The sequence below is a fragment of the Paenibacillus prosopidis genome, assembly GCF_003337375.1.
GTDB lineage: Bacteria > Bacillota > Bacilli > Paenibacillales > Paenibacillaceae > Pristimantibacillus > Pristimantibacillus prosopidis.
The window spans coordinates 286,115-307,507 of sequence record NZ_QPJD01000008.1 but is presented as its reverse complement, the minus strand read 5'-3'; the positions used below and the strand labels follow the sequence as shown (position 1 = coordinate 307,507).

Here is a 21,393-nt window from a genome sequence, read left to right as displayed (position 1 = left end):
TAATCGTTAGGAATGATATGCGTGAGTAAGGCGCTTTGCAAAATAATAAAGCTTATAACTGCAATAATCTTGTTTGGCTGCCTGCTTCTGAACCAATCCGCATATTCAACAGCTGCTTTGGCAAACGGTAAGCACCTGTCTGAGTCCAAACCAACAAAAACAAAGAATAAACGGCGTGTGTCCGACATGTCCTGGGTAAAGCTGCACAAGCAGTTTCCTCACACATTCCTTACGAATGGGCCGCGTCAGACAAAACGCGTTGCGCTTACGTTTGATGATGCTCCTGATCCGCGTTTCACTCCCGCCATACTGGATGTTCTAGCGAAATACGATGTTTGCGCCACTTTCTTTGTTGTTGGGGCGCGCGCCGCGAAACACCCTGCACTCGTCAGGAGAATTCATAACGAAGGACATATTATCGGCAATCATTCCTACGATCATGCCGTATTTTCTACGCTATCCCTTACGAATTACGGCAAACAACTTTGGCGGACGGATGCCATCATCAAAAATATTACCGGCTACTCCCCCCTTTTTGTGCGTCCCCCTTATGGCGAGCTGCTGCCGCAGCAAGTTAAATGGAGTAAGAAATCCGGTTTTACGATCGTCAACTGGGATGTCGATTCGATTGATTGGAAAAACAATCCCAGCAGCATAAGTATTATAAATAATATCAAAAAAACGCTGCAGCCTGGATCTATCGTGCTTCAGCACGCTGGTGGAGGTGTCGGGCAAGATTTATCCGGAACAATCAAAGCCTTGCCTACTATTATTCAGCTGCTTCGCAGCAAAGGATATGAGCTCGTTACACTGCCGGAGCTGATCGGACAATCTGCTTACCGATAATGGGCATTAACAAAAAACCGGCAGCCCAGAGGGCTGCCGGTTATCTATTATTTTAAAATGAACACCTTCACATTTTGAATCCCAAATGACCGTGCTTCACTTGTTGTGCCAGGGACAAATATGTCAATCCGTTTCCCCTTGATCGCACTGCCGGTATCCGTTGCAGTAGCAATCATGCCGTCAACCGGCAAGCCGTTATAATCATAACCGGTAACATAGAGCTTCGTTCCGAGCGGGATCAATTTAGGATCCACAGCTACTGTTCCGACTTTCAGCTTGTTACCGAAATAGTCAATCGGGCCCCATCCGTTTTCAGCTGCCGCCGCGGTATAAGCCGTTGCTTTTACATTGATCGCTTTCGAATACGTATATGTTTTGCCGCTTGTTGCAGTAACTGTTTTGGCAGACACCGTCGGCTTCACTTTCTTCGAATTTGCTTTCATCGTTTTTGCGTTAGCGGTTTTTGCCGGGATCGTAATTTTTAAGCCTTTGTATACATTAAGAGGATCAATCTTCGGATTGGCCTTAAGCAACACATTCAAAGATACATTGTATTGTTTGGAAAGCTTCCAAAAGGTGTCGTTGTCACTAGTCACGTGTGTCTTCGCCGATGCTTGTGCTGTTCCAGCTGCCATCATAACAGACAGGCCTACGAGAACTGCCGCAATTGTACTTTTCTTCATATTAATATCCTCCCTTAAAACATATGTAATTTAATTACTTCAAACAATAATTAATAAAAAACGTTAAGGACTATGCGCCCTTAACGTTTTGTCGGCTGTTTATTTCAAACGCATTGATTAACCGATAAACATTTGAACCCATTCGCCGTTTACATAACCAACGCCGATTTTTGTGAAGTTTTTGCTCAAGATGTTAGCTCGGTGACCTGAACTGTTCATCCATGCTGTCATAACCTCTTGTGGTGTTCTTTGACCGGAAGCGATGTTCTCACCTGCATAGGAATAAGTCACTCCGAATTGACGCATCATATCAAATGGCGATCCGTAAGTCGGCGAAGTGTGGCTGAAGTAATTGTTTACGTCCATGTCTCTTGCTTTCTCAGTTGCGACCTTCGTTAGAAGCGCGTCACTCTTCACAGCAGACAAACCAGCTTTGGCACGTTCTTGGTTTACTAGATCAATAACTTGCGATTGGAACGCGCTCAAGCTAGGCGATCCGGTATTCGTGTTGCCTGTGCTTGGTTTTGCCGGTGTTGTTGGGACTGGTTTTGCCGGTGTTGTAGGGACTGGTTTCGCCGGCGTTGTTGGGACTGGTTTCGCCGGTGTTGTTGGGACTGGTTTTACCGGTGTTGCTGGTGTTCCAAAGCCAGGCTTCGTTACAGTTCCAATATCACCGAATGCAGGGCAGTTAAACGTATTGCCGTTGAAAGTCAGCTTGCTAAGATCAATACCATATTGGGTAGCGATTTGTTTGATCGCATCTTGATTAAGTGTGTAAGTTTGAACATTGGAGTTCGTGTTCACTGCAGGTGCTGCACCTGCCGTTGGAGCCGTTAATCCTGCGCCGATTACCGTTGCTGCGATTATGCTAGCGACACCGATACGTATTGGTTGCATCTTCATGAAATTTTCCTCCTAAAATGTTGTGTTTAGTATACAAAACGTCCCGCGACTAGTACTTCGTATGAAGCAGCGCTTGTTTTGTATGCATCGGTTATCCCCGACGCCAATTATCTTAACACGGCATTTTGGGCGTTTCATGACACAATAACTGGAAAAGTGTCGAAAATCGCTCGTAAAACGGCACCACCACTGCATTATGAGAATATGCTCATCGAATTGGAATCTATTAAATACTCTAGTAAATCACAACTGGCCGCTAGCTTTGCGCAGTTCATTGGCCAGTCGGTGTATTTCATCTCTTTCAGCTTTTGTACTTGCTGCAAACCATGCTGGCGACAACCATGTTGATATGATTTTGTTCGCATCAGCCGGACTCATTTCCGCATTCCTCCAATCACGTACCAATTGAATAAATACCCCTTTATTTACTGCGCTCCCTGGGCATGTTTTCGCCGGATTCATTTCACGATGGAACTTAATTTGGGCTTCGGGCAGTTTCCACAACGTTATTATAGCGTTAGTAAGCTTGACCGACGTTGCAAGCTGCGCCCCTTCCAGCTTTTCCGCGCCGACATCGAAATTTCCGATCATTTCGAACATGAATGGATGAATACGGTCAGGACTGGAATCGTTATAGCCAACTGATGATGCTGGCGCCTCCAGCAGTGACCTTCCTTCCCATATATAGCCGTCAGGATCAATCGTCGCATGCTGCGCGATGTCCCCCCAATTGTTCGTAACGGTGTGAAACCGCCACATCGCTTGAATGATTTTCATCTTATCGGTTGCTTTACGGTAATCCGCTATAGTCGGCTTCCAGGTCCCGTGCACATGCACCTGCGTGAACTTTACCTTCGACACGAACGTTTGTAAATATTCAACGTATTCCGCAAACGTGAATCTACGAAAGTTTTTGCGCTCAACAGCCATTTAGCATCGCTTCCTTTCGATTAACAATTCCTATATCCTATGCTCGAATACAGTAACTCGAAACGGCTGATCAGATCAGGGCAAAGCAAAGCTCCCTCTGCACCGATTGAATCCGTACAGAGGGAGCTTACAATCTTAATTATGACTATTTGCCAAGTTTTAAATCACCCGTGCTCGATTCGAGATCGATTTTGATCTGTCCGCTTCCTATCTTTCCGCTTAGCTCTTCCTCATTGTCCCTATCGGCAACGAACTGATCCCAATCCACATCGAGGTTCCCGGAATTTGTTCTTAAGTGAATCGCAGCTGATTCCGGTTCCTTTGTAACATCGATACGCACATTGCCGCTGCCTGATCTCAAAGTCACATCCTGCAGCAATTCGTCTGTCTCCATACGAATATTTCCGCTTCGCGTTTCACCGTCTACACGGCCAGTTCCATCATCCAATGTAATATTTCCGCTGTTAGAATGAACGGTTACTTGTTCAGACTTGTAGTTCTCGGCTTTCACACTCCCGGACTTCGATTGAATCGTTGCCGTACCTGTGCTCAGCTCCTCTATATTAATATTACCGCTCCCGGTTTCGACGACTGCCGTTGTCGCTTCCAGCTGCTCCACTTCAATATTGGCGCTGCTTGATTTAAGTTCCACAGAGTCCCACAGCCGGTCTGGAAGCTCTACAATTAAATCGACATGAACAAAATTGAAACCAACGACAAGCATATCTTTATAAAAGCCCTTAATATATACCGTGTCGCCTTTAGCTTCAGCTTCCAGGTCAAATCGATCCAAATACTTTTTACTTGCATTTCCTTCGATGCGAACCTTAATTTCATCCGACGCCCCGCGTACAATTTCCATATTGATCGAAGCACTGTCTATATATACGTTGCGGATCGAGGCAGAATCAACGGTTTTATCTATTCGGACAGGCTTAGTACCTAATGTTCGAACATCATTCTAGTCAAAGGCTAATAACGCGCCGATAATGCCGACTCCAAGCATGATGAGTGCGATGGCCGCAAGTTTTTTCACTTCGCATTCCCCCTGACGATGCGCGTGTTAAATTTTAAATATTTTAATGTAACTTCAAAAAATTTCTTCGTCAGCACCTTTAACCCTAAAACAAATAAAAGGGCAAGGGAGCAGCATATGAGTCCGATTGATAAAGCCTGTGCAAGAGTGAATGAACCGATCCAGACGCTTTCAATTACCGTTACGATTCCTGTTAGCGCCATCGCTGCGGCAGACACCCACAAAGCGAGTTAAACTGCAGCTAGCACTAAGTATGGTCCGATGATAAAAATAATATTGAACAATCCCAGTCTTACTGTTGCAAAAACGGCACGGGAAAGCCCTCTAAAGCTGTTGTTCGTCTCTACTTGGTCGACGCGGTAGGTAAGCAGCAGCTCTCCCGCAATCGATCGCGGGTCACCAAGCTCCCGTGCTGCTTCCTCTTCGCTTTGACCATTTTCTACTGCCTGCTGAAAGTGAATATAATAATCGTAGAGCCATTCCTTTCGAACCTGCTCCGGTACGTTCTTCAACAACCTTTCCAATTCATTCATATACTGATCTCTTATCGTCATGGCTTAATACCTTCCTCTACAATTTCATTGACCGCTCTCGTGAAAGCGTCCCATTCTGCAATTAACGTTCGCATGTGGCTCCAGCCCTCCGGCGTTAAATGGTAATACTTGCGGGGCGGCCCTTCGGTCGACTCCTTTAAATAAGTGGAGAAATAACCTTCTTGCGTCAATCTGTTCAAGAGCGGATATACACTGCCTACTGAAATCTCAAATTTCTCCGAAATTTTAACGGCCAGCTCGTATCCATATCGGTCACCACGAGTAGCTAATACAAGAACGCATATTTCCAGTACGCCCTTTTTAAATTGAATATTCATCTTGTGTCCTCCGTTACTGAAGTCCAATAAGCTTCGAATGCAAAACGTATGAAGTAAAGCTTACTATTCGATAATATAGAATAGCGGTTCGCATTCATTCGTTAATAACGATAATTTATCATACGCTATTCTACAATGCAAGATAGTAATTTAAAAAGAATACCCCTGACGGAACAGCTTGCGCTTGTCTGTCAGAGGTATCGAAGTCAATAAATTTAGTTCACACTTACAAACTTGCCGGTTGCTTGCGATTCAAATGCGCACAAAATGACTTTCAAGGATGCGCGTCCGTCTTCACCGCTTACAGCAGGCGTTGTGTTCGTTAAGATGCTTTCAATGAATGCATCGATAACTCCGCTTGTTTCTTGCTTATCGTTAGTCGAAATCGCGCCTACTTTATGTTTCTCGACTGTACCGTTACGCAGTTCAAGAATAACTTGATCATCCGGGTGCGTGCCGATTTTCATAACGCCGTTCTCACACCAGAGTATAGTGCTGTTATCTTCACCCTTGTAATAAGTCCAGCTCGCAACGAGTGTACCCATAGCGCCGCTCTTCATACGAAGCAGACAGGAAGCGTTATCGTCTACCTCTGTTCCTTTCTTATGAAGCGTTCCGACAAATCCGGCAACCTCGGATACTTCATCATCCAGCATCCAACGGATTAGGTCGGATTTATGCACGCCCAGATCGCCCATAGCTCCCATGATCGCTTCTTCTTTCCGGAAGAACCAGCTGTCAGCACCATCCACGCTCCAGCCATCCGGTCCCGGGTGACCGAAGGAAGTACGGAACGTCAACACTTTGCCAAGTACGCCCGATTGCAAAATTTGCTTTGCTTTCACATGCGGCGGCATAAAGCGTTGGTTGTGGCCAACCATCAAATGAACACCGTTTTTCTTAGCAGCTTCAATCATTGCTTCTGCTTCTTCATCCGAAACCGCCATTGGCTTCTCAACGAGCACATGTGCGCCAGCGTTAGCTGCAGCAATGGACATTGGTGCATGCAATGCATTTGGTGTACATACACTAACTGCGTCAGGCTTTACTTCTGCAAGCATCGTTTCGAAATCGGCAAATGCTTTACCGCCGTGTAGCTCGGCATATTTCTCCGCACGCTCAATGACCGGATCAACGAATGCTACCAGCTCAACATTTTTATTAGCTGCGTATTCCGGGATATGACGGTATTTGGAAATGGATCCGCAGCCTACTACTACAACGCGTACTTTTGACATTATTTTTCCCCTGCCTTATGTTTGGTTTTTATGGTTAGATTATTACTGATTTAAGTAATTATTTTTCATCCATTCCATGCTTTCCGCTACCGATTCAAGCGGCGGATTTGCACATACGTCCTGCTCGACGATCAGCCATTCAACGGATGCTTCTGATGCCGCTTGAATGATTGGCACAAGCGGCAAGTCGCCGCGTCCAAGCTCAACCGTGTCAATCTGCTTGCCTTTTTCACCCGCGCGGAAATCCTTCAAATGAAGAAGCGGCAGACGTCCTGCGTATTTCGCAATATAAGCAAGCGGGTCAACGCCGGAGTATTGCACCCAACCGATATCCATCTCTACCTGCAAGTATTGCGGATCAATGCGCTCGTACAAAGCGTCGAATACGATTTGTCCGTCGATTTCCACTTCAAATTCAAAGTCGTGATTGTGGTAAGCGAACGTGATACCTGCTTCACGGAATCGTTTTCCATACTCTTCGAATTTGACGAGATGTCCGCGCCATGCTTCCGTATCGCGGGCGTCTGCCGGCAGCCAAGGGCAAATCGCATATTTCGCGCCAATGGTTTGCAGATAAGCGATTTCCTCATCAAGACGCTCTTCCAGCAATTGCAAGCCGATGTGGCTGCCGATTGCTTTCAAATTAAGCTCCTGAAGCAAATCGCGCATCGCTTCCGCTTTAATGCCGCCATAGCCTGCAAACTCAACGCCTTCGTATCCCATTGCAGCAATTTTGCGGAGCGTGCCTTCGAAATCTTCCGCCGTAGCATCTCGAACCGTGTACAACTGCAAGCCAATACCCATTCGTTTCATGTGAGCTGCACTCCCTTATATTTGATGATGTGATGTATTTGATTTTGCTTACCGAGTTTCATTATATAGACTGTTCTAGTTGAAAAACAGTTGTCTTATTAGCATTTTCTTATGCAATTTTGGTCAATGCTTGTACATGGACAACAGAAAGAGCAGCAATCCGGCAAAGCCGCAATCCGGCCATGACAGAGCTGCTCTGTTGTTATTAAATGTTAATTGTAAATTCCAATTGCTTTGAACCGGAAGGAAGCTGAATAATGCTGCCCTTAAATTCCGCTTGTACGCCTTCTACAGATACGATATCCCCAAGTCCTTTCAGCGCAAACGTAAACGGTTTGCCGCTGCCGTCAACTTTTACAGAAATCGCTCCGCTTTGACGGCTTGCGGAAACCGTCAATTCCGTCACGCCTTTTACATCGCGAACCGTTGTTGCTGCTGTACGGCCGTCCTCCAGGTTGTGAAGCTCAAGCTGAACGCCATCCGCATAATCATAATCCGGACGTACGTCGTTCGCGCCAAGCGCGATAATCGAATTCGGACGTACGAACAGAGGCAGGCTGAAGAAGTCATATGATTCTTTGCGCCAAGATCCGCCCTGCACGATTTCACCGGACAACAGGTGCGTCCATTTTCCTTCAGGCAAATAATAGGTTACTTTTCCTTGCTCATTGAAGATTGGAGCAACAAGCAGCGAATCGCCCAGCATGTACTGACGGTCAAGAATTTCGCTCGTTGGATCTTCAGGGAATTCGAGAACCATCGCACGCATCGACGGTAAGCCCTGCTCTGTCGCTTGTACAGCTGTGTTGAAAAGATAAGGCATGATGCGGCATTTCAGCTTCGTGAAGAAGCGTGTCACATCAACGGCCTCTGTGTCATATGCCCAAGGCACCCGGTATGACTTGCTGCCGTGCAGACGGCTGTGGCTTGAGAGCAATCCGAACGCTAACCAGCGCTTAAAAACGTGCACCGGCGCCGTATTTTCAAATCCGCCAATGTCATGACTCCAGAAGCCGAAGCCGGAGATACCAAGCGACAAACCTCCGCGCAGGCTTTCCGCCATCGACTCGTAATCCGCATAGCAGTCGCCGCCCCAGTGAACAGGGAACTTCTGGCCGCCAGCCGTAGCCGAACGGGCGAACAGCGCCGCTTCGTTTTTGCCGAGCTTCTCCTCCAGCACTTCGAAAACCACTTTATTATAGAGTTGTGTATAATAATTATGCATTTTAATCGGATCAGAACCGTCGAAATAAGCAACATCTGTCGGAATCCGCTCGCCAAAGTCTGTTTTGAAGCTGTCTACGCCCATATCTACCAGCTCACGCAAGTAGGAAGCATACCATTCGCATGCGGCAGGATTCGTGAAATCAACCAGCGCCATGCCCGGCTGCCACAAATCCCATTGCCATACATCGCCGTTTGGCCGTTTAACCAGGAAGCCATTTTTCTTGCCTTCCTCGAAAAGACGCGAGCGCTGGGCAATATACGGGTTGATCCATACACAGATTTTCAGCCCTTTTTCTTTCAATCGGGTCAGCATGCCGACCGGATCCGGGAATACGCGCTCATCCCATTTGAAATCTGTCCAGTGAAATTCACGCATCCAGAAGCAGTCGAAGTGGAATACGTGCAGCGGCAAGTCGCGCTCAGCCATTCCATCAACGAATGAATTAACAGTTGCTTCATCATAATTCGTCGTAAACGATGTTGTCAGCCATAGTCCGAATGTCCAGGCTGGCGGAAGTGATGGCTTACCGGTCAAATCCGTATATTTGCCCAGTACTTCTTTCATGCTTGGACCGTCGATCACGAAATATTCAAGAGATTCGCCGGCAACGCTAAATTGTACTTTCTTTACTTTCTCCGAAGCGATCTCGAACGATACGAGCTCAGGATGATTGACGAATACGCCATAACCTTTGTTCGTGATGTAGAAAGGGATGTTTTTGTACGACTGCTCAGAGCTGGTGCCGCCGTCTTTGTTCCACAGATCGACGACTTGTCCGTTTCTTACAAACGGAGTGAATCTCTCACCAAGTCCGTATACCCATTCGCCAACGCCGAGATCAAGCTCCTCGCGCATATAGGCTTTGGTGTTATTTTCCGTAATATAGGCCATCGATTTTTGAGTGCTGCCTGTAATCCGCTCGCCGCCGCGGTAGAAATCAACCGCCCATTCCGGACCTTTGCGGATGTGGACGCTCAAGCTGCCGCTTGTAAGCACCGCTTCATTTTCATTTTCTTCAATAACAACATGATCACCGGTTTGCGAGGATAGCTCGAATGCCGGTCCCCGCTCTACTACTCCCGCATGATGAACAAGCTTAACGCCGATTACGCCTGGCAGCGGGGAGTGAAAGTGCACCGTTAACAGCATCGTATCGAGCATGTTAGAGCGGGTTACGATTGGACGCGGAGATGCATAAGCCGTCAGCCTGCCGTTCTGCTGTTCGAAATCATGTGCTTGAACAGCTCCTAATACGTTGTATCCTTCACGAATGAGCCAGTTGCCGTCTGTAAATTTCATGGCTGAACCAACCTTCCTGTTATGTTTTATTTGCATTGTTACATAATTGCATTATACTGATAATGAATCGAACTAATCTAACAAAATCATGCTCATCTATAGCATTATTCTGATGAAATAGGACTCAAACAAATCATAATGCGCGAATCATATCCAAGGAGGAGTATACATCATGGATCAGACAACCCGACACTCCTTAAAGGAAGACCGCCTTCACGGCGACAACATGTTTCCGCTTGCGGCCTATTGGATAGAGTCCGAGGAGATTGGCGCTCCCGTGCTAGAGTGCCACTGGCACGCAGAGGCTGAGTTTTTTTATGTGCTTGAAGGTGAAGTACTATTCCAGGTGGATACCGAATATTTTCCCGTACGGGCAGGCGAGGCCGTATTTATTGACGGCGGAGACATTCATGCGGGATATGCGATCGGCGAATCCGTCTGCAAGTTTTGCGCAATCGTGTTCGATACCCATCTACTCGCCAGTGCAAGCTATGATGCCATTCAAGAACGCTATATTTCACCCTTGCAGGATAAGAAACGAACGTTCCCAAGGCTTATTAGTCCGCATACGGAATGGGAGCGTACCCTGCTTGATCATTTGCGCGGCATTATGGATGTGTGTTCCAGGCAGCCTGCCGGTCTCGAAACGGCCGTTAAAGGCCGGCTTTATTTAATGCTTCATGAAATCGCCGCTGAAGGATGCTATAGCAACCGCAGCGAGACGAATTCGGCCGACACAACGAAAATCGACAGACTGAAAACGGCCATCGTCTTTATGCAGCAAAATTTCCACCGTCCCATTCGCATTTCCGAAATTGCCGAACAAATTCCGATGAGCGAGGGACAATTTTGCCGTTTCTTCAAAACGATGACCAGACAGACGCCGATCGAATATTTGAATGCTTACCGGATTAGGCAAGCAACCGAGCTGCTGCTGCAGCCGGACCGCAAAATATCGGCTGTAGCGCTTGATGTCGGTTTCGATCACATGAGCTACTTCGTTAAAGTATTTCGCAAAACAATGAAATGTACACCTTCTCAATTTCGTAAAAAACAGCTTGAAACCGTTGACCGCCATATCTAGCTTTGAATTTTCGAGCCTGGTTGAAGGTGAAGTTCACTCGTATACACGGAATTTTGGTTGCTATTTGACAAAAGTTACAGCTTTGTAACCAAATACTCATTAAATTTTAAGAATTATTTAATAATTGTGCGTTACAATATTAAAAAAAATCCTTCGCGGGATGGAGGTCCATATGATGAAAACCATGCTGATATTCCAAAATAAAACGATTCCGGTCTATTTAACAGATACCAATAAGCAAGCTATCGAAAAGCTGTCCGCGGTGCTCAACCGCAAGCTGACAACAGGCAAAAACGCTCTCAAAACATGCCTCAAATCATTAATAAGCGTTGAGATCGTAGGCAGTGAAGCTACGCTTCATTCATATTTCGAACGCGATACCTTAACCATTTCTCTTTACTAGCGTAAACGGCTGTCGCTTCGCACGAACCGTTAGCTGCGTTTGTGCGAAGCTCGGTTCTGTGCCGTCCTTGGTAGTAAGGCTCGTTTATCGGTGAAATATAAGCATCGTATAAGGTTCAAATTTATACTTTCTTATATTTTAAAAAAGACAGGCTATGGCGCCTATTCGCGCCATAGCCTGTTCTTCTATCTGCCTTTATTTTACGCTGCGTCCCTCGTTAATGGCGCGGATCATTTCCAGCGGCACCTTAGGATTACGGTCATAAGTCAGCAAGCCGTTAATTTCCTGCTCCACATCTGTAAGCTGGGTATAGCAATATCCTTGTACGGCCTTCGATAAACGAATCGGCTTAATGACGGCTTCAACCTTCGCGACAAAATCCTCGTCATTATCCGCACCGGAATAGCCCCAGCCTTCCCATTCGCTTTTCTTATAAGCAATACCGCCAAATTCCGTTACGAGAATTGGCTGCCCATCGTAAGCATAACCGCCCGCCGAAAGCTCGCGGTTTGCCGGTCTTGCCGCGACCGCCGCCTCTACCGAGCCGTACCGCTGCGCCAGTACTTCCTCGCGCCATTCATAATCATGAATATTGTATAGATCTGTCTCAACCATCTCCCAGCCGTCATTGGAAATGACCGGTCTGGTCGGATCAAGCGATTTCGTTAAATAATACATCGTCAGCGCATGCTGCTGCTGCTGCTTATCAATGAGAATATTGGGAACGCCCCAGCTCTCGTTCAGCGGTACCCAGACAACGATGCAGGGGTGATTATAGTCACGCTCAACGGCTTCCTGCCATTCCTTCGTAAACCGGCGAACGTATTTACTCGAATATTGGTAAGCGTTAGGCGCTTCGCCCCAGACTAGCAAGCCCAGCTTGTCGCACCAGTACAAATAACGCGGGTCCTCGATTTTCTGATGCTTCCGGGCCCCGTTAAATCCCATTTCCTTTGTCAGCTCAACATCCCTCCGTATCGCATCATCGCTCGGAGGCGTCAGATTGCCGTCCGGGAAGTAGCCTTGGTCGAGAACAAGCTTCATTTGATATGGACGGTTATTTAAGCTGAGCTTGCCGCCTTCAATTGAAACCTTCCGCATGCCAAAATAACTCGATACTTCGTCTACAGGCTGTCCATCCTGCACAACCGTAAATTGAACGTCGTATAAGCTGGGCTTCTCCGGCGACCACCAGCGACCAAGCCCATGATCGTTAAAATCATGCAGCCCGATCATTCGAGTAACCTGACTTGATTTGACCGCGTAAGTATCGCTTACTACCGGCTGGCCTTCAAACGATATATGAACCTTCAGCGCGATGCCCGACTTCGTCAAATCACCCTGCAAATACGCTTCGATTTCAATTTGATTCGTATCCAAATGAGGCGTAAACTTCACCTTCTCCAAATGGACAGGCGCAACCGCTTCCATCCAGACCGTTTGCCAAATGCCCGTCGTACGCGTATAAAAAATGCTTGCCGAGTCATGCAGCCAATATTGCTTGCCTCGGGGCAGCGTAACGTCTTGACTGTAATCCACCGCTTTGACGACGATTGTATTATCACCGCTCTTGAGCGTATCGGTAACATCCGCGCAGAACGGCGTATGACCGCCCTCATGATAAGCGACCTGCTGCCCGTTAACCCAGACAGTCGACTCATAATCTACCGCTCCAAAATGAAGCAAAATCCGTTTTCCAGTGAAAGCCTCCGGCAATACCACTTGCTTACGGTACCATACTCTATCGTGAAAATCAGGATCGGCAATGCCGCTCAGCTTGCTCTGGAATGCAAAAGGCACTTGAATCCGCTGCGAAAAAGCCTTTTCTCCCAGCTGCCATTTTTGTCCTTGACCGACATCCGCATCGTCAAATTCAAATTCCCATTCGCCGTTTAAATTTATCCACGATTGCCTTACATGCTGCGGGCGAGGATATTCAGCGCGTAGTTGAGTTGTCATTTTGTTAGCTCCTTTTTGTTAACTTTTAAGTTAATACATTATAAATAAGTACATCATTTAAACAAATCCTAAACGAAATCTCCCTAATAGTCAACTTAAAAGTTGTCTAGTTAACTTGAAAATTATATAATAGAAAAAAAGAACGGAATGAGGAGCTTAACAATGAATATCGAGGTAAACAGCCGTAATTTAAAATTTCTCGAATGCTTTGCGTCAGATACAAGAATTAAAATCATTGAGCTGTTGAATGATCGGCCAATGAACATCAAAGACCTTGCCGAAGCGCTTGGCATATCGTCAGCTATCGTAACGAAGCATATACAGAAGCTCGAAGAAGCCGCCATTATTACGACCGAAAGCGTTCCTAGCACGAGAGGACGCCAGAAAATATGCCACTTGACGCTTGAATCTGCAACGCTGCAGTTTCGGGCTAAGAAACAAGCCGATCAAAACCGGTATGCCGTATCGATACCGATTGGCCAATATTCCGCGTATGAGGTGAAGCCGACCTGCGGCCTTTGCTCCGACACGAAAATTATCGGCATGGTCGACGACCCGCGCTACTTCTCTGATCCCGAGCATGTTAAAGCGCACCACCTATGGTTTGCAAGCGGCTTTATTGAATACCGTATACCGAATTATTTAGTCGGAAAACAAAGCGTCCGCAGCATTTCCATTTCACTTGAACTATGCTCGGAAGCGCCTCACTATAACGAGAACTGGCCATCCGACCTATCCTTCTTCATTAATGATATTTGCTTAGGCGTTTGGACATGCCCAGGCGATTTTGGCGCAGTGAAGGGCGTCTACACGCCGGTTTGGTGGGAGATGGGCACGCAGCATGGCTTGTTGAAACAAATAACCGTCGATGCGGACGGATCCTACATCGACGGTATCCGTATATCTGATTGTACAGTCAAGGACCTTGCGGTTAGTTATGGAGAAGATATCAGATTCAAGATCTCTGTACCGGAAACAGCAAGCCACAGCGGCGGTTTAAGCTTGTTCGGCAAGCAGTTCGGCAACTACGATCAAGACATTCAAGTTTACGTCGCCTATTAAGATGAACGGTTTATTTTATAGCTGAGTGGCATCCATTCTGCCGTGAAACCGGTCACGGTATTCCTTTGGCGACATTCCTGTTTCATTTTTGAACACGCGGTTAAAATGACGGATATTCGAAAAGCCGGTGTGCTCCGCTATTACCGCAATTTTATTGTCGGAGTGAGCCATTCTCCGCTTCGCTTCAACGATTCGAATTTCGGTCAGCCGCTCGATAAATGATTTCCCGGTCCGTTGTTTAAACAGCGTGCTGAAATATGCCGCATTCAAATAGACGGAATCCGCCACCTCTTTGAGCGTCAGCGTTTTCGAGTAATTCAGCTCGATGTAGCGGATCGATTTTTCAATCGGGTCATGTTCGGGTTGCACGGCGCTTTCGGCGATGCATTCCGTCAACCGGACAAGCAGCTGCCCGAACTCCTCCATCAGCTCTTCACGGGAAGAGATGGAGCATACGTGGAACAACACGGATTTCATATCCTTCATGCCCAGCCACTGCTTTGTCAGCCCGAGCTTCCCTGACCATTCATAATAGTGGATCAAAAGCTTGCAGAGCTGCTGGTGTACCAATTCCGGTGCTTGCGCTTGACTGCAAAGCTCACTCACGAATGTTTTTGCCGTCTCCTTCACCAGCTCGCGCCTGCCCTCGTTAATCGCTTGTTCCAGCTTCTCCCGCGACCATGTCTTCAGCTCACTCTTCATTCGTTCATCGTGAGCTGTCTCCGAGTACTCAAGCACCTTATCTCCGCCGACGATGAGCCGGTGAAGCAAGGCAATCTCCGCTTCATTGTAGGCATACGAGATGGACCGCACCCCTTCAGCCGCTTGGGCCTATGCCGATGGTAACCGTCATGTTAGACAATGAGGTAATCTGTCTGCGAATGGTCTCTCCTATTTCCTTTACGTCATGCATCGCTTTATGCTGATCCGGTATGTTAAGCAAAGCAACGACTTCCGTCTCCGACATGACAAAGCAGAAGCCATTCGCCCTGCGGCTAAGCACTTCCTGAACGAGCTGCTGGATATACAGCTGAAACAATGATGGGTCTGCCCGATTGTAGCGTTCACTGTCAACCGAATTTTTGTCCAGCTTAATAACCAAGCAAGTAAAATAAGGCCACTTAAAATGGATGCCGATTGTGCGAAGCAGCTCCAAATCGGCCTCATTCACGCTGCTGCGAAGCAAGCCTGTCATCGCTCGCGAATTAATGCTCAATATTAATATTATGATTTTTGTAATATTGCATTTATTGTTAAGCAATTATCATATTTATAAGAAACAATGAAATCGGAAGCAGCAGCTGAAGGAAATAAGGTTGTGACCATTTCAGACCAGCGTTTTAAGCAATGAAATAAAGGGAAAGAAGGAATAGTAAAATGAATAATCATAAAAGGATTGCTAGATTTGTTGGATTGTTATATATAATTGGGACAGTTGCAGGCATCTTTAGTGTTGTATGTACTGGGTCGATTCTTGAGAGTACTGATTTACTTACGAAAGTTTCAGCAAATGGAAACCAAGTCATACTAGGAACACTCTTTATGTTGATCATGGGTATTTCACTTGCATTGGTTCCGGTGATAATCAATCCAATTCTAAAAAAGTATAATGAAGCTTTGGCTCTTGGGTATGTTGTTTTCCGGGGAGCTCTTGAGACCTTTACCTATATTGCAACTGCTATGAGTTGGCTATTGCTTGTGGTATTAAGTAAGGAATATGTAAATACAGCTTCTCCTGACAGTACCAGCTTTCAGAACATGAGTAATCTGTTAGGGGATGCAGGTGAACAGATTCATTCAATTACAATGATTATATTCAGCCTTGGTGCCTTGATGTTTTATTATCTATTATATCAATCAAAACTAATACCAAAATGGCTATCGGGTTGGGGTTTTATTGGAAGCATCATCTACTTAGCTACAGGTGTATTTGCCTTGTTTGGAGCAACATTTTCTATTTTATTGATGCCACTTGGTTTGCAGGAAATGTTTATGGCAGTGTGGCTTATCGTAAAAGGATTCAATCCATCTGCAATCGATTCAAAGTCATAGGACAAGGTGGGACCATTTTACGCTTGCCTCTCAAACAAAATGAGGTGCAATTATGCACCTCATTTTATTAAATACCTCAAGTGCGAAGTGTAATATTCTCCGCTTCCTGCGTGTCATCCTTCAACATCACGGATAAAATATCATCCGTCTTCAAGTCGGCGAGCGTAATTTCTTTTTCAACCATTTGCTCGTTCTCAAATGTCATCGATAAGATTTTCGTCGATTCGGTCACTTGAATTTCAACCGTCTCGTCTGTAAACATGTCTTCCATGTTCATTCATTCACCGCCCTCCGGCGCGGTTCAACCGATTTATCGATATAGCATTCTAGCGCATCAATATGAACGAAAGATGAACAAGCCTTAGCATTCTAATTGTTTCTTCCGGTTGCCTAACACGAACATCAGCGTGCCGATCCAGCCGAACACTGACGCCACGACAAGCAAAATTGTTAAGGAAACGCTGGTTGACAGCGATGTGCTTATGATCGGACCGAGCGTACCGCGCACGCCGAAGAGCATCAAATGAAGGCCGAAAACCATCGCCTCCCGTCCTGGCGCGAGCCGGAACACAAATGCAAGTATGCCAATATCCCAGATTGCTTCGCCAATCCCTTGAATGGCGTTGCCCAGAATAACTGCCGAATAACTCCCCCAAAGTCCATATAACATTGGCACTATGGCGTAAGCGGCAATACCGCACATAAGCGTATATTTTATATCTATCCGATCGAGCATCCAGCCCGCAATCAGAAAGGTCAGAAGCAAAGCCGAAAAATACGCAACACGCGCATATCCAATTTGCACATTGGACAATTCCAAAACATTAACTTGAATAATTTGATACAACGGATTAGCAAACATGTTGCCGAAGCCTGAAAACGTGGTCGCTGCAAGAAAAACAGCTAGTGTCCGATTTTCCTTCACGAGCTTCCACTGCTCCTGCAGGGGGAAGCGGCCGCCGGTTTTCCGAACAACAGTCTTAGCTTTCTCTGTCTGCTCCGGCAGCTTTAGCTTATTAAACAATCCTATGGACAGCATGCCTGCGATTGAAGCTGCGATCAGCGGTCCAGATGGACCAAAAGCGTCCGACCAGCTCCCGACAAAATAAGCTAGCGGTATCATAATAATACCCATGGCCACCCGAACGTAGCCCATCAGTCTGCCCCTTAGATCAGAAGGGTACATACGTGAGATCAATGATGCATAGGCAGGAGCTTGTATACCCATTAACAGCTGGAATACAATCGCCGCAGCTACGTACACCGATGGGAAAGCAAACAAAGCTGGCAGCAGCAGCAGCAATCTTCCAATTGCGTTTGGGATAATGACAAACGGTCTCGGGTTGTCCGCTTTCTCGATCCAGGTTGCCCAGAAGGGAGAGAAGAGCAGTCCGACAGCCGGTGCTGCTGTCAATAAGCCGACCTCCAATTTGCTCGCCCCCTGCTGGATCGCAAAGGCGACATAAAACTGATTCATGACGACGTTAAATAAACTAAATAGACATGATGCCCCAAAATCTATGCGGGCGTTTCTCCAAACGTTTGCAGTCATTGGCATCCCAAGCTTCATGATGCGCGGACTCGATTTCATTTCGGGCTCCATTTCAACTAATACCTTCTTCTCTGTGTTGGTCTAAACTACGAGAGGATATTACTACACTAGCAATTATTTGTACAGCTTTAGTTGAAGGCAAAATTAACCGCTCGCGATATGCTTCAATCAGGCCGCCTTCTTCCTTATCTTACATGAGTGTGATAGACTTTTTTATATATTTTTCTCTATTGGAGGGTTCACACTTGGGTATTGCAGTAGGAATTGACATTGGGGGAACAAAGGTCGCGTTCGGTTTCGTAGACGAGAAGGGCGGAGTGCTTGCCAAAGGCTCGTTAAAAACTGATTTGTCGGTTTCTCCGGGCGAAATGATTACTCGAATCGCCGATGCCGTAAAGCAGCTGGCTGAACAGAACGGACTGTCATTTTCAGATATGAAAGGAATTGGCGTAGGCGCGCCAGGCCCGCTCGACACCCAAAACGGGAAACTAACTTGCCCGCCTAACTTAAAAAGCTGGTGGGATTTCCCTGTCGTGGAAGCACTTAAATCACAACTGCCTTTGCCTATTAAAATGGAAAATGATGCTACCGCTGCTGCCCTCGCCGAGAAATGGCTAGGAGCGGCGCAGGATTCCGACCATTTTATTTTTATAACGATAAGCACAGGCATTGGAGCCGGAATCTATTTGCATGGCAAGCTGCTCACAGGTTCAACCGGCAATGCCGGTGATGCAGGCCATATGATTGTTGACCCCGCCGGCGGCGTATGTACATGCGGACAAGCCGGCTGCTGGGAATGGATCGCATCGGGCACGGCCATTACCCGGCAAGCGACGGAGCTGCTTGGACGGGATGTGACTTCCAAAGAAGCATTTCAGCTGGCTGCGCAGGGGGATTCGCAAATGTCGGAGCTCGTTGATCGCGTCTTCACTTATATTGGAATGGGCTGTGTATCACTTATCAATATACTTGATCCGGACAAAATCGTAATCGGCGGCGGCGTATCGCAAGTTGGCGAGCCGCTGTTTGCAGCCGTACAGTCGTATGTTTCCAAATATGCGCTAAACCCTTCGGGCAGACAAACAGCAATCGTACCTGCACAGCTGCAGCAGGATGCTGGTCTGATCGGTGCAGCCGCTTTAATCCAACAATCATATTAACATCATTTAAGAGGCTGGGGTAGGGTAACCCCCAGCCTCTCTTCAGTAACGAAGCCCGGTTAAGTAGGTCTGCAATACAATCTTTAAGCTTTCATCGACAGATTGGGGCATGCCAAAACCGCCTTTCTGCTCGATGGATGCAAAGCCGTGCAAGTAGCTGCGAAAGCCCCGTACCACATGAATCGACCTCTCCCGATCAAGACGATAAAAGCTAAGCGTCTGCACCAAAAGCTCCACCAGCGCCAGGCTGGCTGCTCCATACTCTTCGTCCTGAGCGTCGGGAGCGCGCAATGTTAACTCATATAACCCCGGATGCGCTCTCGCAAAAGCCATATAGGCAGCGGCAATCGCATGCATCGCCTCGTCGCCGGTTTTACCGTTAACCGCTTCGTTAATGGTTTCGGATAATTTCTTCAATCCGTAAATCGCAAGCTGTATCCGCAGTCCTGTTAATCCATTCACGTGATTATATAGAGAGGGAGAACGAATACCAAGCTTTTGTGCCAGCGATGCAAGCGTCACTTCTTCAATACCATGAGTATCAGCGATTTCCGCAGCAGCCTCCACGATGGTCGGCAAATCAAGTCCTTTTCTAGGTGTCATCTATGATTCTCCTCCAAAATGATTCTTAAGCCAGCGCCCGTTCTGCTTCACCAATAGCTTGCTCGATCGCGCCCTTTGGCTGCAATACCATATTCCCGTGACCGATCGCCAACAATGACGGATTTAAGTCTCTCAGACGGCGGGCGGTTTCGAGGCTAGTCATCTTATCCCAAGTAGCCATTGCCGGAAACGGAAACAACAGCTTCATTTGTCCCGATACGGCAACGCCCGCGCGGGTTTGAAAAGCGTCCCCTGCTATTAAAATGTCATTTCTCGTGTCGAGAAACGCCATTGATCCAGGCGTGTGTCCGGGCGCTGCAACAGCCAGCAAGGAGCCGATCTTGTCTCCATCCTGCAGAAGCACATCCGGTTTCGTGTGAATTTTGTTATCCTTTGGCACGCCCCCGCGAATAGGAACGTTCGGTTCATTCGGATCAAGCGAACGGTCCCCCGCTAGCAGCCGCGCGTCTCTGTTCGATATAAATACCTGTACGGAAGGAAGCAGCTCTTTCAATCCATCCAGCGCTCCGATATGATCATCATGGGCATGAGTTAATACGATTCGAGTAATCTGCTTTCCCATTCGTTCGGAAGCCTGGATAATCGCTTTAACATTGTTCGGGAGCGCGGCATCCACCAACGTTAAGCCATCCTCCTCCTCAACGATATAACAATTCACTGGAAACAAGCGCGGTAAATAAGTCAATTGAACAACCGTCTTCTCACGAATAAACCTCATCCCAATCGGCCTCCTCAAATAAAAACTAATACTGTTAGTTTTATAATAAACTAATGTCATTAGTTTTTGCAAGCCTAAATTTAAATGTTATTTCCGCTTATGTGCCAATCAGTATCAATTCCTTAATACCGGACACGACAGCTAAGCATTTGTCATTTATAATAAGAGTGGAAATGAAAGGAAATAAACCGGAAGGAGAGTTTCTTCACATGATTACCGCTTTTATTATTGCCTGTGAAATTGGTTTTTGGTTATTTGTGCTTGCCGGCTTACTATGCCGTTATATTTTCCGGTTAAAAAGACTCGGCGCTTTCCTTCTCATATGTACACCGCTCGTCGATTTGGCATTAGTTATCGCTACCGTTTATGATTTGCGTGACGGCTCTGAAGCGACTTTCGCCCATAGTGTTGCCGCCGTCTATATCGGCGTTTCCATCGCTTTCGGACATCGGATGATCAAGTGGGCAGATGAGCGGTTCGCGCACCGATTCGCCGGCGTTCCTGCGCCGATAGGCAAACCGAAGCATGGCAAAGAGCACGCTCACTATGAACGTGTGGGCTGGCTGCATCACCTTCTTGCCTGGGTGATCGGCTCCGCTATTTTGTACGGCATGATCAGGATGGTGGGCGACGAGACCCGCACCGAAGCTTTGTTCAACACATTACGGCTCTGGTCGCTCATCCTTGGCATCGACTTCCTCATAAGCTTCAGCTATACTCTTTGGCCGCGCAAGCAAAAAGCAGTATCCTAATGGTAAGGATACTGCTTTTTATTAAACATACTGCTATACTGCTGCAGGTAATTGCTCGAAGACTCGAATCCATGAAATTATAACTTTGAATCTTAATGTCTATAAAATACATTAGTGTTAACCGCAAATCTTTTGAGTGGTTTTTTTGCGTACTTTGCGTTCTTACAATCAGAAGATTTT

At 46.7% G+C, this 21,393-nt stretch carries 23 protein-coding genes; 7 read left to right on the top strand and 16 right to left on the bottom strand.

Translation table 11 applies throughout. The annotated features are described in order from the left end of the window. Window positions 1-21: 21 nt before the first annotated feature. Entirely contained in the window at window positions 22-846 is an 825-nt protein-coding gene (locus DFP97_RS14960; protein ID WP_245976252.1) for a polysaccharide deacetylase family protein, read from the top strand. Window positions 847-893: 47 nt separating this feature from the next. On the opposite strand, the gene DFP97_RS14955 is transcribed toward DFP97_RS14960, so the two are convergent. The 9 genes from DFP97_RS14955 to yicI form a co-directional block, all read right to left on the bottom strand. Beyond that, entirely contained in the window at window positions 894-1,529 is a 636-nt protein-coding gene (locus tag DFP97_RS14955; RefSeq protein WP_114380980.1) for a 3D domain-containing protein, read from the bottom strand. 117 nt (window positions 1,530-1,646) lie between these two features. Beyond that, on the bottom strand, window positions 1,647-2,432 hold the full coding sequence (locus DFP97_RS14950; RefSeq protein ID WP_114380979.1) for a CAP domain-containing protein: 786 nt from the start codon (window positions 2,430-2,432) through the stop codon (window positions 1,647-1,649). A 243-nt stretch (window positions 2,433-2,675) separates the two neighbouring features. Then, window positions 2,676-3,362 carry a peptidoglycan recognition protein family protein gene (locus tag DFP97_RS14945; protein WP_114380978.1) on the bottom strand — a complete coding sequence of 229 codons (687 nt, stop codon included), beginning with the start codon at window positions 3,360-3,362 and terminating at the stop codon, window positions 2,676-2,678. 145 nt (window positions 3,363-3,507) lie between these two features. Next, on the bottom strand, window positions 3,508-4,245 hold the full coding sequence (locus tag DFP97_RS14940; RefSeq protein WP_281270973.1) for a DUF4097 family beta strand repeat-containing protein: 738 nt from the start codon (window positions 4,243-4,245) through the stop codon (window positions 3,508-3,510). A gap of 383 nt (window positions 4,246-4,628) precedes the next feature. Continuing rightward, on the bottom strand, window positions 4,629-4,952 hold the full coding sequence (locus DFP97_RS32275; RefSeq protein ID WP_114380975.1) for an HAAS signaling domain-containing protein: 324 nt from the start codon (window positions 4,950-4,952) through the stop codon (window positions 4,629-4,631). Continuing rightward, complete coding sequence (locus DFP97_RS14925; protein WP_114380974.1) at window positions 4,949-5,269, bottom strand: PadR family transcriptional regulator; 321 nt, start codon at window positions 5,267-5,269, stop codon at window positions 4,949-4,951. Before DFP97_RS14925 ends, DFP97_RS32275 begins: the two co-directional genes overlap by 4 nt. A gap of 215 nt (window positions 5,270-5,484) precedes the next feature. After that, entirely contained in the window at window positions 5,485-6,507 is a 1,023-nt protein-coding gene (locus DFP97_RS14920; RefSeq protein ID WP_114380973.1) for a Gfo/Idh/MocA family protein, read from the bottom strand. A 42-nt stretch (window positions 6,508-6,549) separates the two neighbouring features. Beyond that, entirely contained in the window at window positions 6,550-7,320 is a 771-nt protein-coding gene (locus DFP97_RS14915; RefSeq protein WP_114380972.1) for a sugar phosphate isomerase/epimerase family protein, read from the bottom strand. Window positions 7,321-7,525: 205 nt separating this feature from the next. Further along, window positions 7,526-9,847 carry an alpha-xylosidase gene (gene yicI / locus DFP97_RS14910; protein ID WP_114380971.1) on the bottom strand — a complete coding sequence of 774 codons (2,322 nt, stop codon included), beginning with the start codon at window positions 9,845-9,847 and terminating at the stop codon, window positions 7,526-7,528. 172 nt (window positions 9,848-10,019) lie between these two features. Here yicI and DFP97_RS14905 point away from each other — a divergent pair, with 172 nt between their 5' ends. Together DFP97_RS14905 and DFP97_RS14900 are read left to right on the top strand one after the other, a co-directional pair. Continuing rightward, the gene (locus DFP97_RS14905) at window positions 10,020-10,931 is read left to right on the top strand and encodes an AraC family transcriptional regulator (protein WP_114380970.1); all 912 of its coding nucleotides are present in this window, start codon (window positions 10,020-10,022) and stop codon (window positions 10,929-10,931) included. Between the two features lie 175 nt (window positions 10,932-11,106). Next, window positions 11,107-11,334: a 3-dehydroquinate dehydratase gene (locus DFP97_RS14900; protein ID WP_114380969.1), complete on the top strand. Its 228-nt coding sequence runs from the start codon at window positions 11,107-11,109 to the stop codon at window positions 11,332-11,334. Window positions 11,335-11,529: 195 nt separating this feature from the next. Here DFP97_RS14900 and DFP97_RS14895 read toward each other — a convergent pair whose 3' ends face one another. Further along, entirely contained in the window at window positions 11,530-13,293 is a 1,764-nt protein-coding gene (locus tag DFP97_RS14895) for a glycoside hydrolase family 2 protein (protein WP_114380968.1), read from the bottom strand. A gap of 162 nt (window positions 13,294-13,455) precedes the next feature. Between DFP97_RS14895 and DFP97_RS14890 the strand changes: the two genes are divergently transcribed. Then, a complete protein-coding gene (locus DFP97_RS14890) occupies window positions 13,456-14,355 on the top strand; it encodes an ArsR/SmtB family transcription factor (RefSeq protein ID WP_114380967.1) in 900 nt (299 codons plus the stop codon). Window positions 14,356-14,370: 15 nt separating this feature from the next. Here DFP97_RS14890 and DFP97_RS14885 read toward each other — a convergent pair whose 3' ends face one another. Further along, entirely contained in the window at window positions 14,371-15,168 is a 798-nt protein-coding gene (locus DFP97_RS14885; protein ID WP_114380966.1) for a helix-turn-helix transcriptional regulator, read from the bottom strand. A 4-nt stretch (window positions 15,169-15,172) separates the two neighbouring features. Beyond that, window positions 15,173-15,550: a hypothetical protein gene (locus tag DFP97_RS14880; protein WP_114380965.1), complete on the bottom strand. Its 378-nt coding sequence runs from the start codon at window positions 15,548-15,550 to the stop codon at window positions 15,173-15,175. A 182-nt stretch (window positions 15,551-15,732) separates the two neighbouring features. Here DFP97_RS14880 and DFP97_RS14875 point away from each other — a divergent pair, with 182 nt between their 5' ends. Then, a complete protein-coding gene (locus DFP97_RS14875; protein WP_114380964.1) occupies window positions 15,733-16,407 on the top strand; it encodes a DUF4386 domain-containing protein in 675 nt (224 codons plus the stop codon). 76 nt (window positions 16,408-16,483) lie between these two features. Here DFP97_RS14875 and DFP97_RS14870 read toward each other — a convergent pair whose 3' ends face one another. Together DFP97_RS14870 and DFP97_RS14865 are read right to left on the bottom strand one after the other, a co-directional pair. After that, window positions 16,484-16,684 (bottom strand): hypothetical protein, encoded by a 201-nt coding sequence (locus DFP97_RS14870; RefSeq protein ID WP_114380963.1) that lies wholly within the window; start codon window positions 16,682-16,684, stop codon window positions 16,484-16,486. A gap of 84 nt (window positions 16,685-16,768) precedes the next feature. After that, window positions 16,769-18,010, bottom strand: coding sequence for an MFS transporter (locus DFP97_RS14865; RefSeq protein ID WP_245976250.1), 1,242 nt, complete (start codon window positions 18,008-18,010; stop codon window positions 16,769-16,771). Between the two features lie 194 nt (window positions 18,011-18,204). Here DFP97_RS14865 and DFP97_RS14860 point away from each other — a divergent pair, with 194 nt between their 5' ends. Next, window positions 18,205-19,119, top strand: coding sequence for an ROK family protein (locus tag DFP97_RS14860; RefSeq protein ID WP_114380962.1), 915 nt, complete (start codon window positions 18,205-18,207; stop codon window positions 19,117-19,119). 42 nt (window positions 19,120-19,161) lie between these two features. On the opposite strand, the gene DFP97_RS14855 is transcribed toward DFP97_RS14860, so the two are convergent. Continuing rightward, entirely contained in the window at window positions 19,162-19,722 is a 561-nt protein-coding gene (locus tag DFP97_RS14855) for a TetR/AcrR family transcriptional regulator (protein ID WP_114380961.1), read from the bottom strand. Between the two features lie 25 nt (window positions 19,723-19,747). After that, entirely contained in the window at window positions 19,748-20,461 is a 714-nt protein-coding gene (locus DFP97_RS14850) for an MBL fold metallo-hydrolase (RefSeq protein WP_114380960.1), read from the bottom strand. Window positions 20,462-20,670: 209 nt separating this feature from the next. Between DFP97_RS14850 and DFP97_RS14845 the strand changes: the two genes are divergently transcribed. Then, complete coding sequence (locus tag DFP97_RS14845; protein WP_114380959.1) at window positions 20,671-21,213, top strand: hypothetical protein; 543 nt, start codon at window positions 20,671-20,673, stop codon at window positions 21,211-21,213. Window positions 21,214-21,393: the final 180 nt, after the last annotated feature.

What these genes read in the sequence shown, in the direction of transcription:
- DFP97_RS14855 (WP_114380961.1), bottom strand. Translation starts at nt 19,722, where the DNA reads ATGACACCTAGAAAAGGACTTGATTTGCCGACCATCGTGGAGGCTGCT.
- DFP97_RS32275 (WP_114380975.1), bottom strand. Translation starts at nt 4,952, where the DNA reads ATGACGATAAGAGATCAGTATATGAATGAATTGGAAAGGTTGTTGAAG.
- DFP97_RS14890 (WP_114380967.1), top strand. Translation starts at nt 13,456, where the DNA reads ATGAATATCGAGGTAAACAGCCGTAATTTAAAATTTCTCGAATGCTTT.
- DFP97_RS14915 (WP_114380972.1), bottom strand. Translation starts at nt 7,320, where the DNA reads ATGAAACGAATGGGTATTGGCTTGCAGTTGTACACGGTTCGAGATGCT.
- DFP97_RS14875 (WP_114380964.1), top strand. Translation starts at nt 15,733, where the DNA reads ATGAATAATCATAAAAGGATTGCTAGATTTGTTGGATTGTTATATATA.
- DFP97_RS14880 (WP_114380965.1), bottom strand. Translation starts at nt 15,550, where the DNA reads ATGACAGGCTTGCTTCGCAGCAGCGTGAATGAGGCCGATTTGGAGCTG.
- DFP97_RS14845 (WP_114380959.1), top strand. Translation starts at nt 20,671, where the DNA reads ATGATTACCGCTTTTATTATTGCCTGTGAAATTGGTTTTTGGTTATTT.
- DFP97_RS14945 (WP_114380978.1), bottom strand. Translation starts at nt 3,362, where the DNA reads ATGGCTGTTGAGCGCAAAAACTTTCGTAGATTCACGTTTGCGGAATAC.
- DFP97_RS14900 (WP_114380969.1), top strand. Translation starts at nt 11,107, where the DNA reads ATGAAAACCATGCTGATATTCCAAAATAAAACGATTCCGGTCTATTTA.
- DFP97_RS14920 (WP_114380973.1), bottom strand. Translation starts at nt 6,507, where the DNA reads ATGTCAAAAGTACGCGTTGTAGTAGTAGGCTGCGGATCCATTTCCAAA.
- DFP97_RS14905 (WP_114380970.1), top strand. Translation starts at nt 10,020, where the DNA reads ATGGATCAGACAACCCGACACTCCTTAAAGGAAGACCGCCTTCACGGC.
- DFP97_RS14895 (WP_114380968.1), bottom strand. Translation starts at nt 13,293, where the DNA reads ATGACAACTCAACTACGCGCTGAATATCCTCGCCCGCAGCATGTAAGG.
- DFP97_RS14955 (WP_114380980.1), bottom strand. Translation starts at nt 1,529, where the DNA reads ATGAAGAAAAGTACAATTGCGGCAGTTCTCGTAGGCCTGTCTGTTATG.
- DFP97_RS14950 (WP_114380979.1), bottom strand. Translation starts at nt 2,432, where the DNA reads ATGAAGATGCAACCAATACGTATCGGTGTCGCTAGCATAATCGCAGCA.
- DFP97_RS14850 (WP_114380960.1), bottom strand. Translation starts at nt 20,461, where the DNA reads ATGAGGTTTATTCGTGAGAAGACGGTTGTTCAATTGACTTATTTACCG.
- DFP97_RS14870 (WP_114380963.1), bottom strand. Translation starts at nt 16,684, where the DNA reads ATGAACATGGAAGACATGTTTACAGACGAGACGGTTGAAATTCAAGTG.
- DFP97_RS14925 (WP_114380974.1), bottom strand. Translation starts at nt 5,269, where the DNA reads ATGAATATTCAATTTAAAAAGGGCGTACTGGAAATATGCGTTCTTGTA.
- yicI (WP_114380971.1), bottom strand. Translation starts at nt 9,847, where the DNA reads ATGAAATTTACAGACGGCAACTGGCTCATTCGTGAAGGATACAACGTA.
- DFP97_RS14865 (WP_245976250.1), bottom strand. Translation starts at nt 18,010, where the DNA reads ATGGAGCCCGAAATGAAATCGAGTCCGCGCATCATGAAGCTTGGGATG.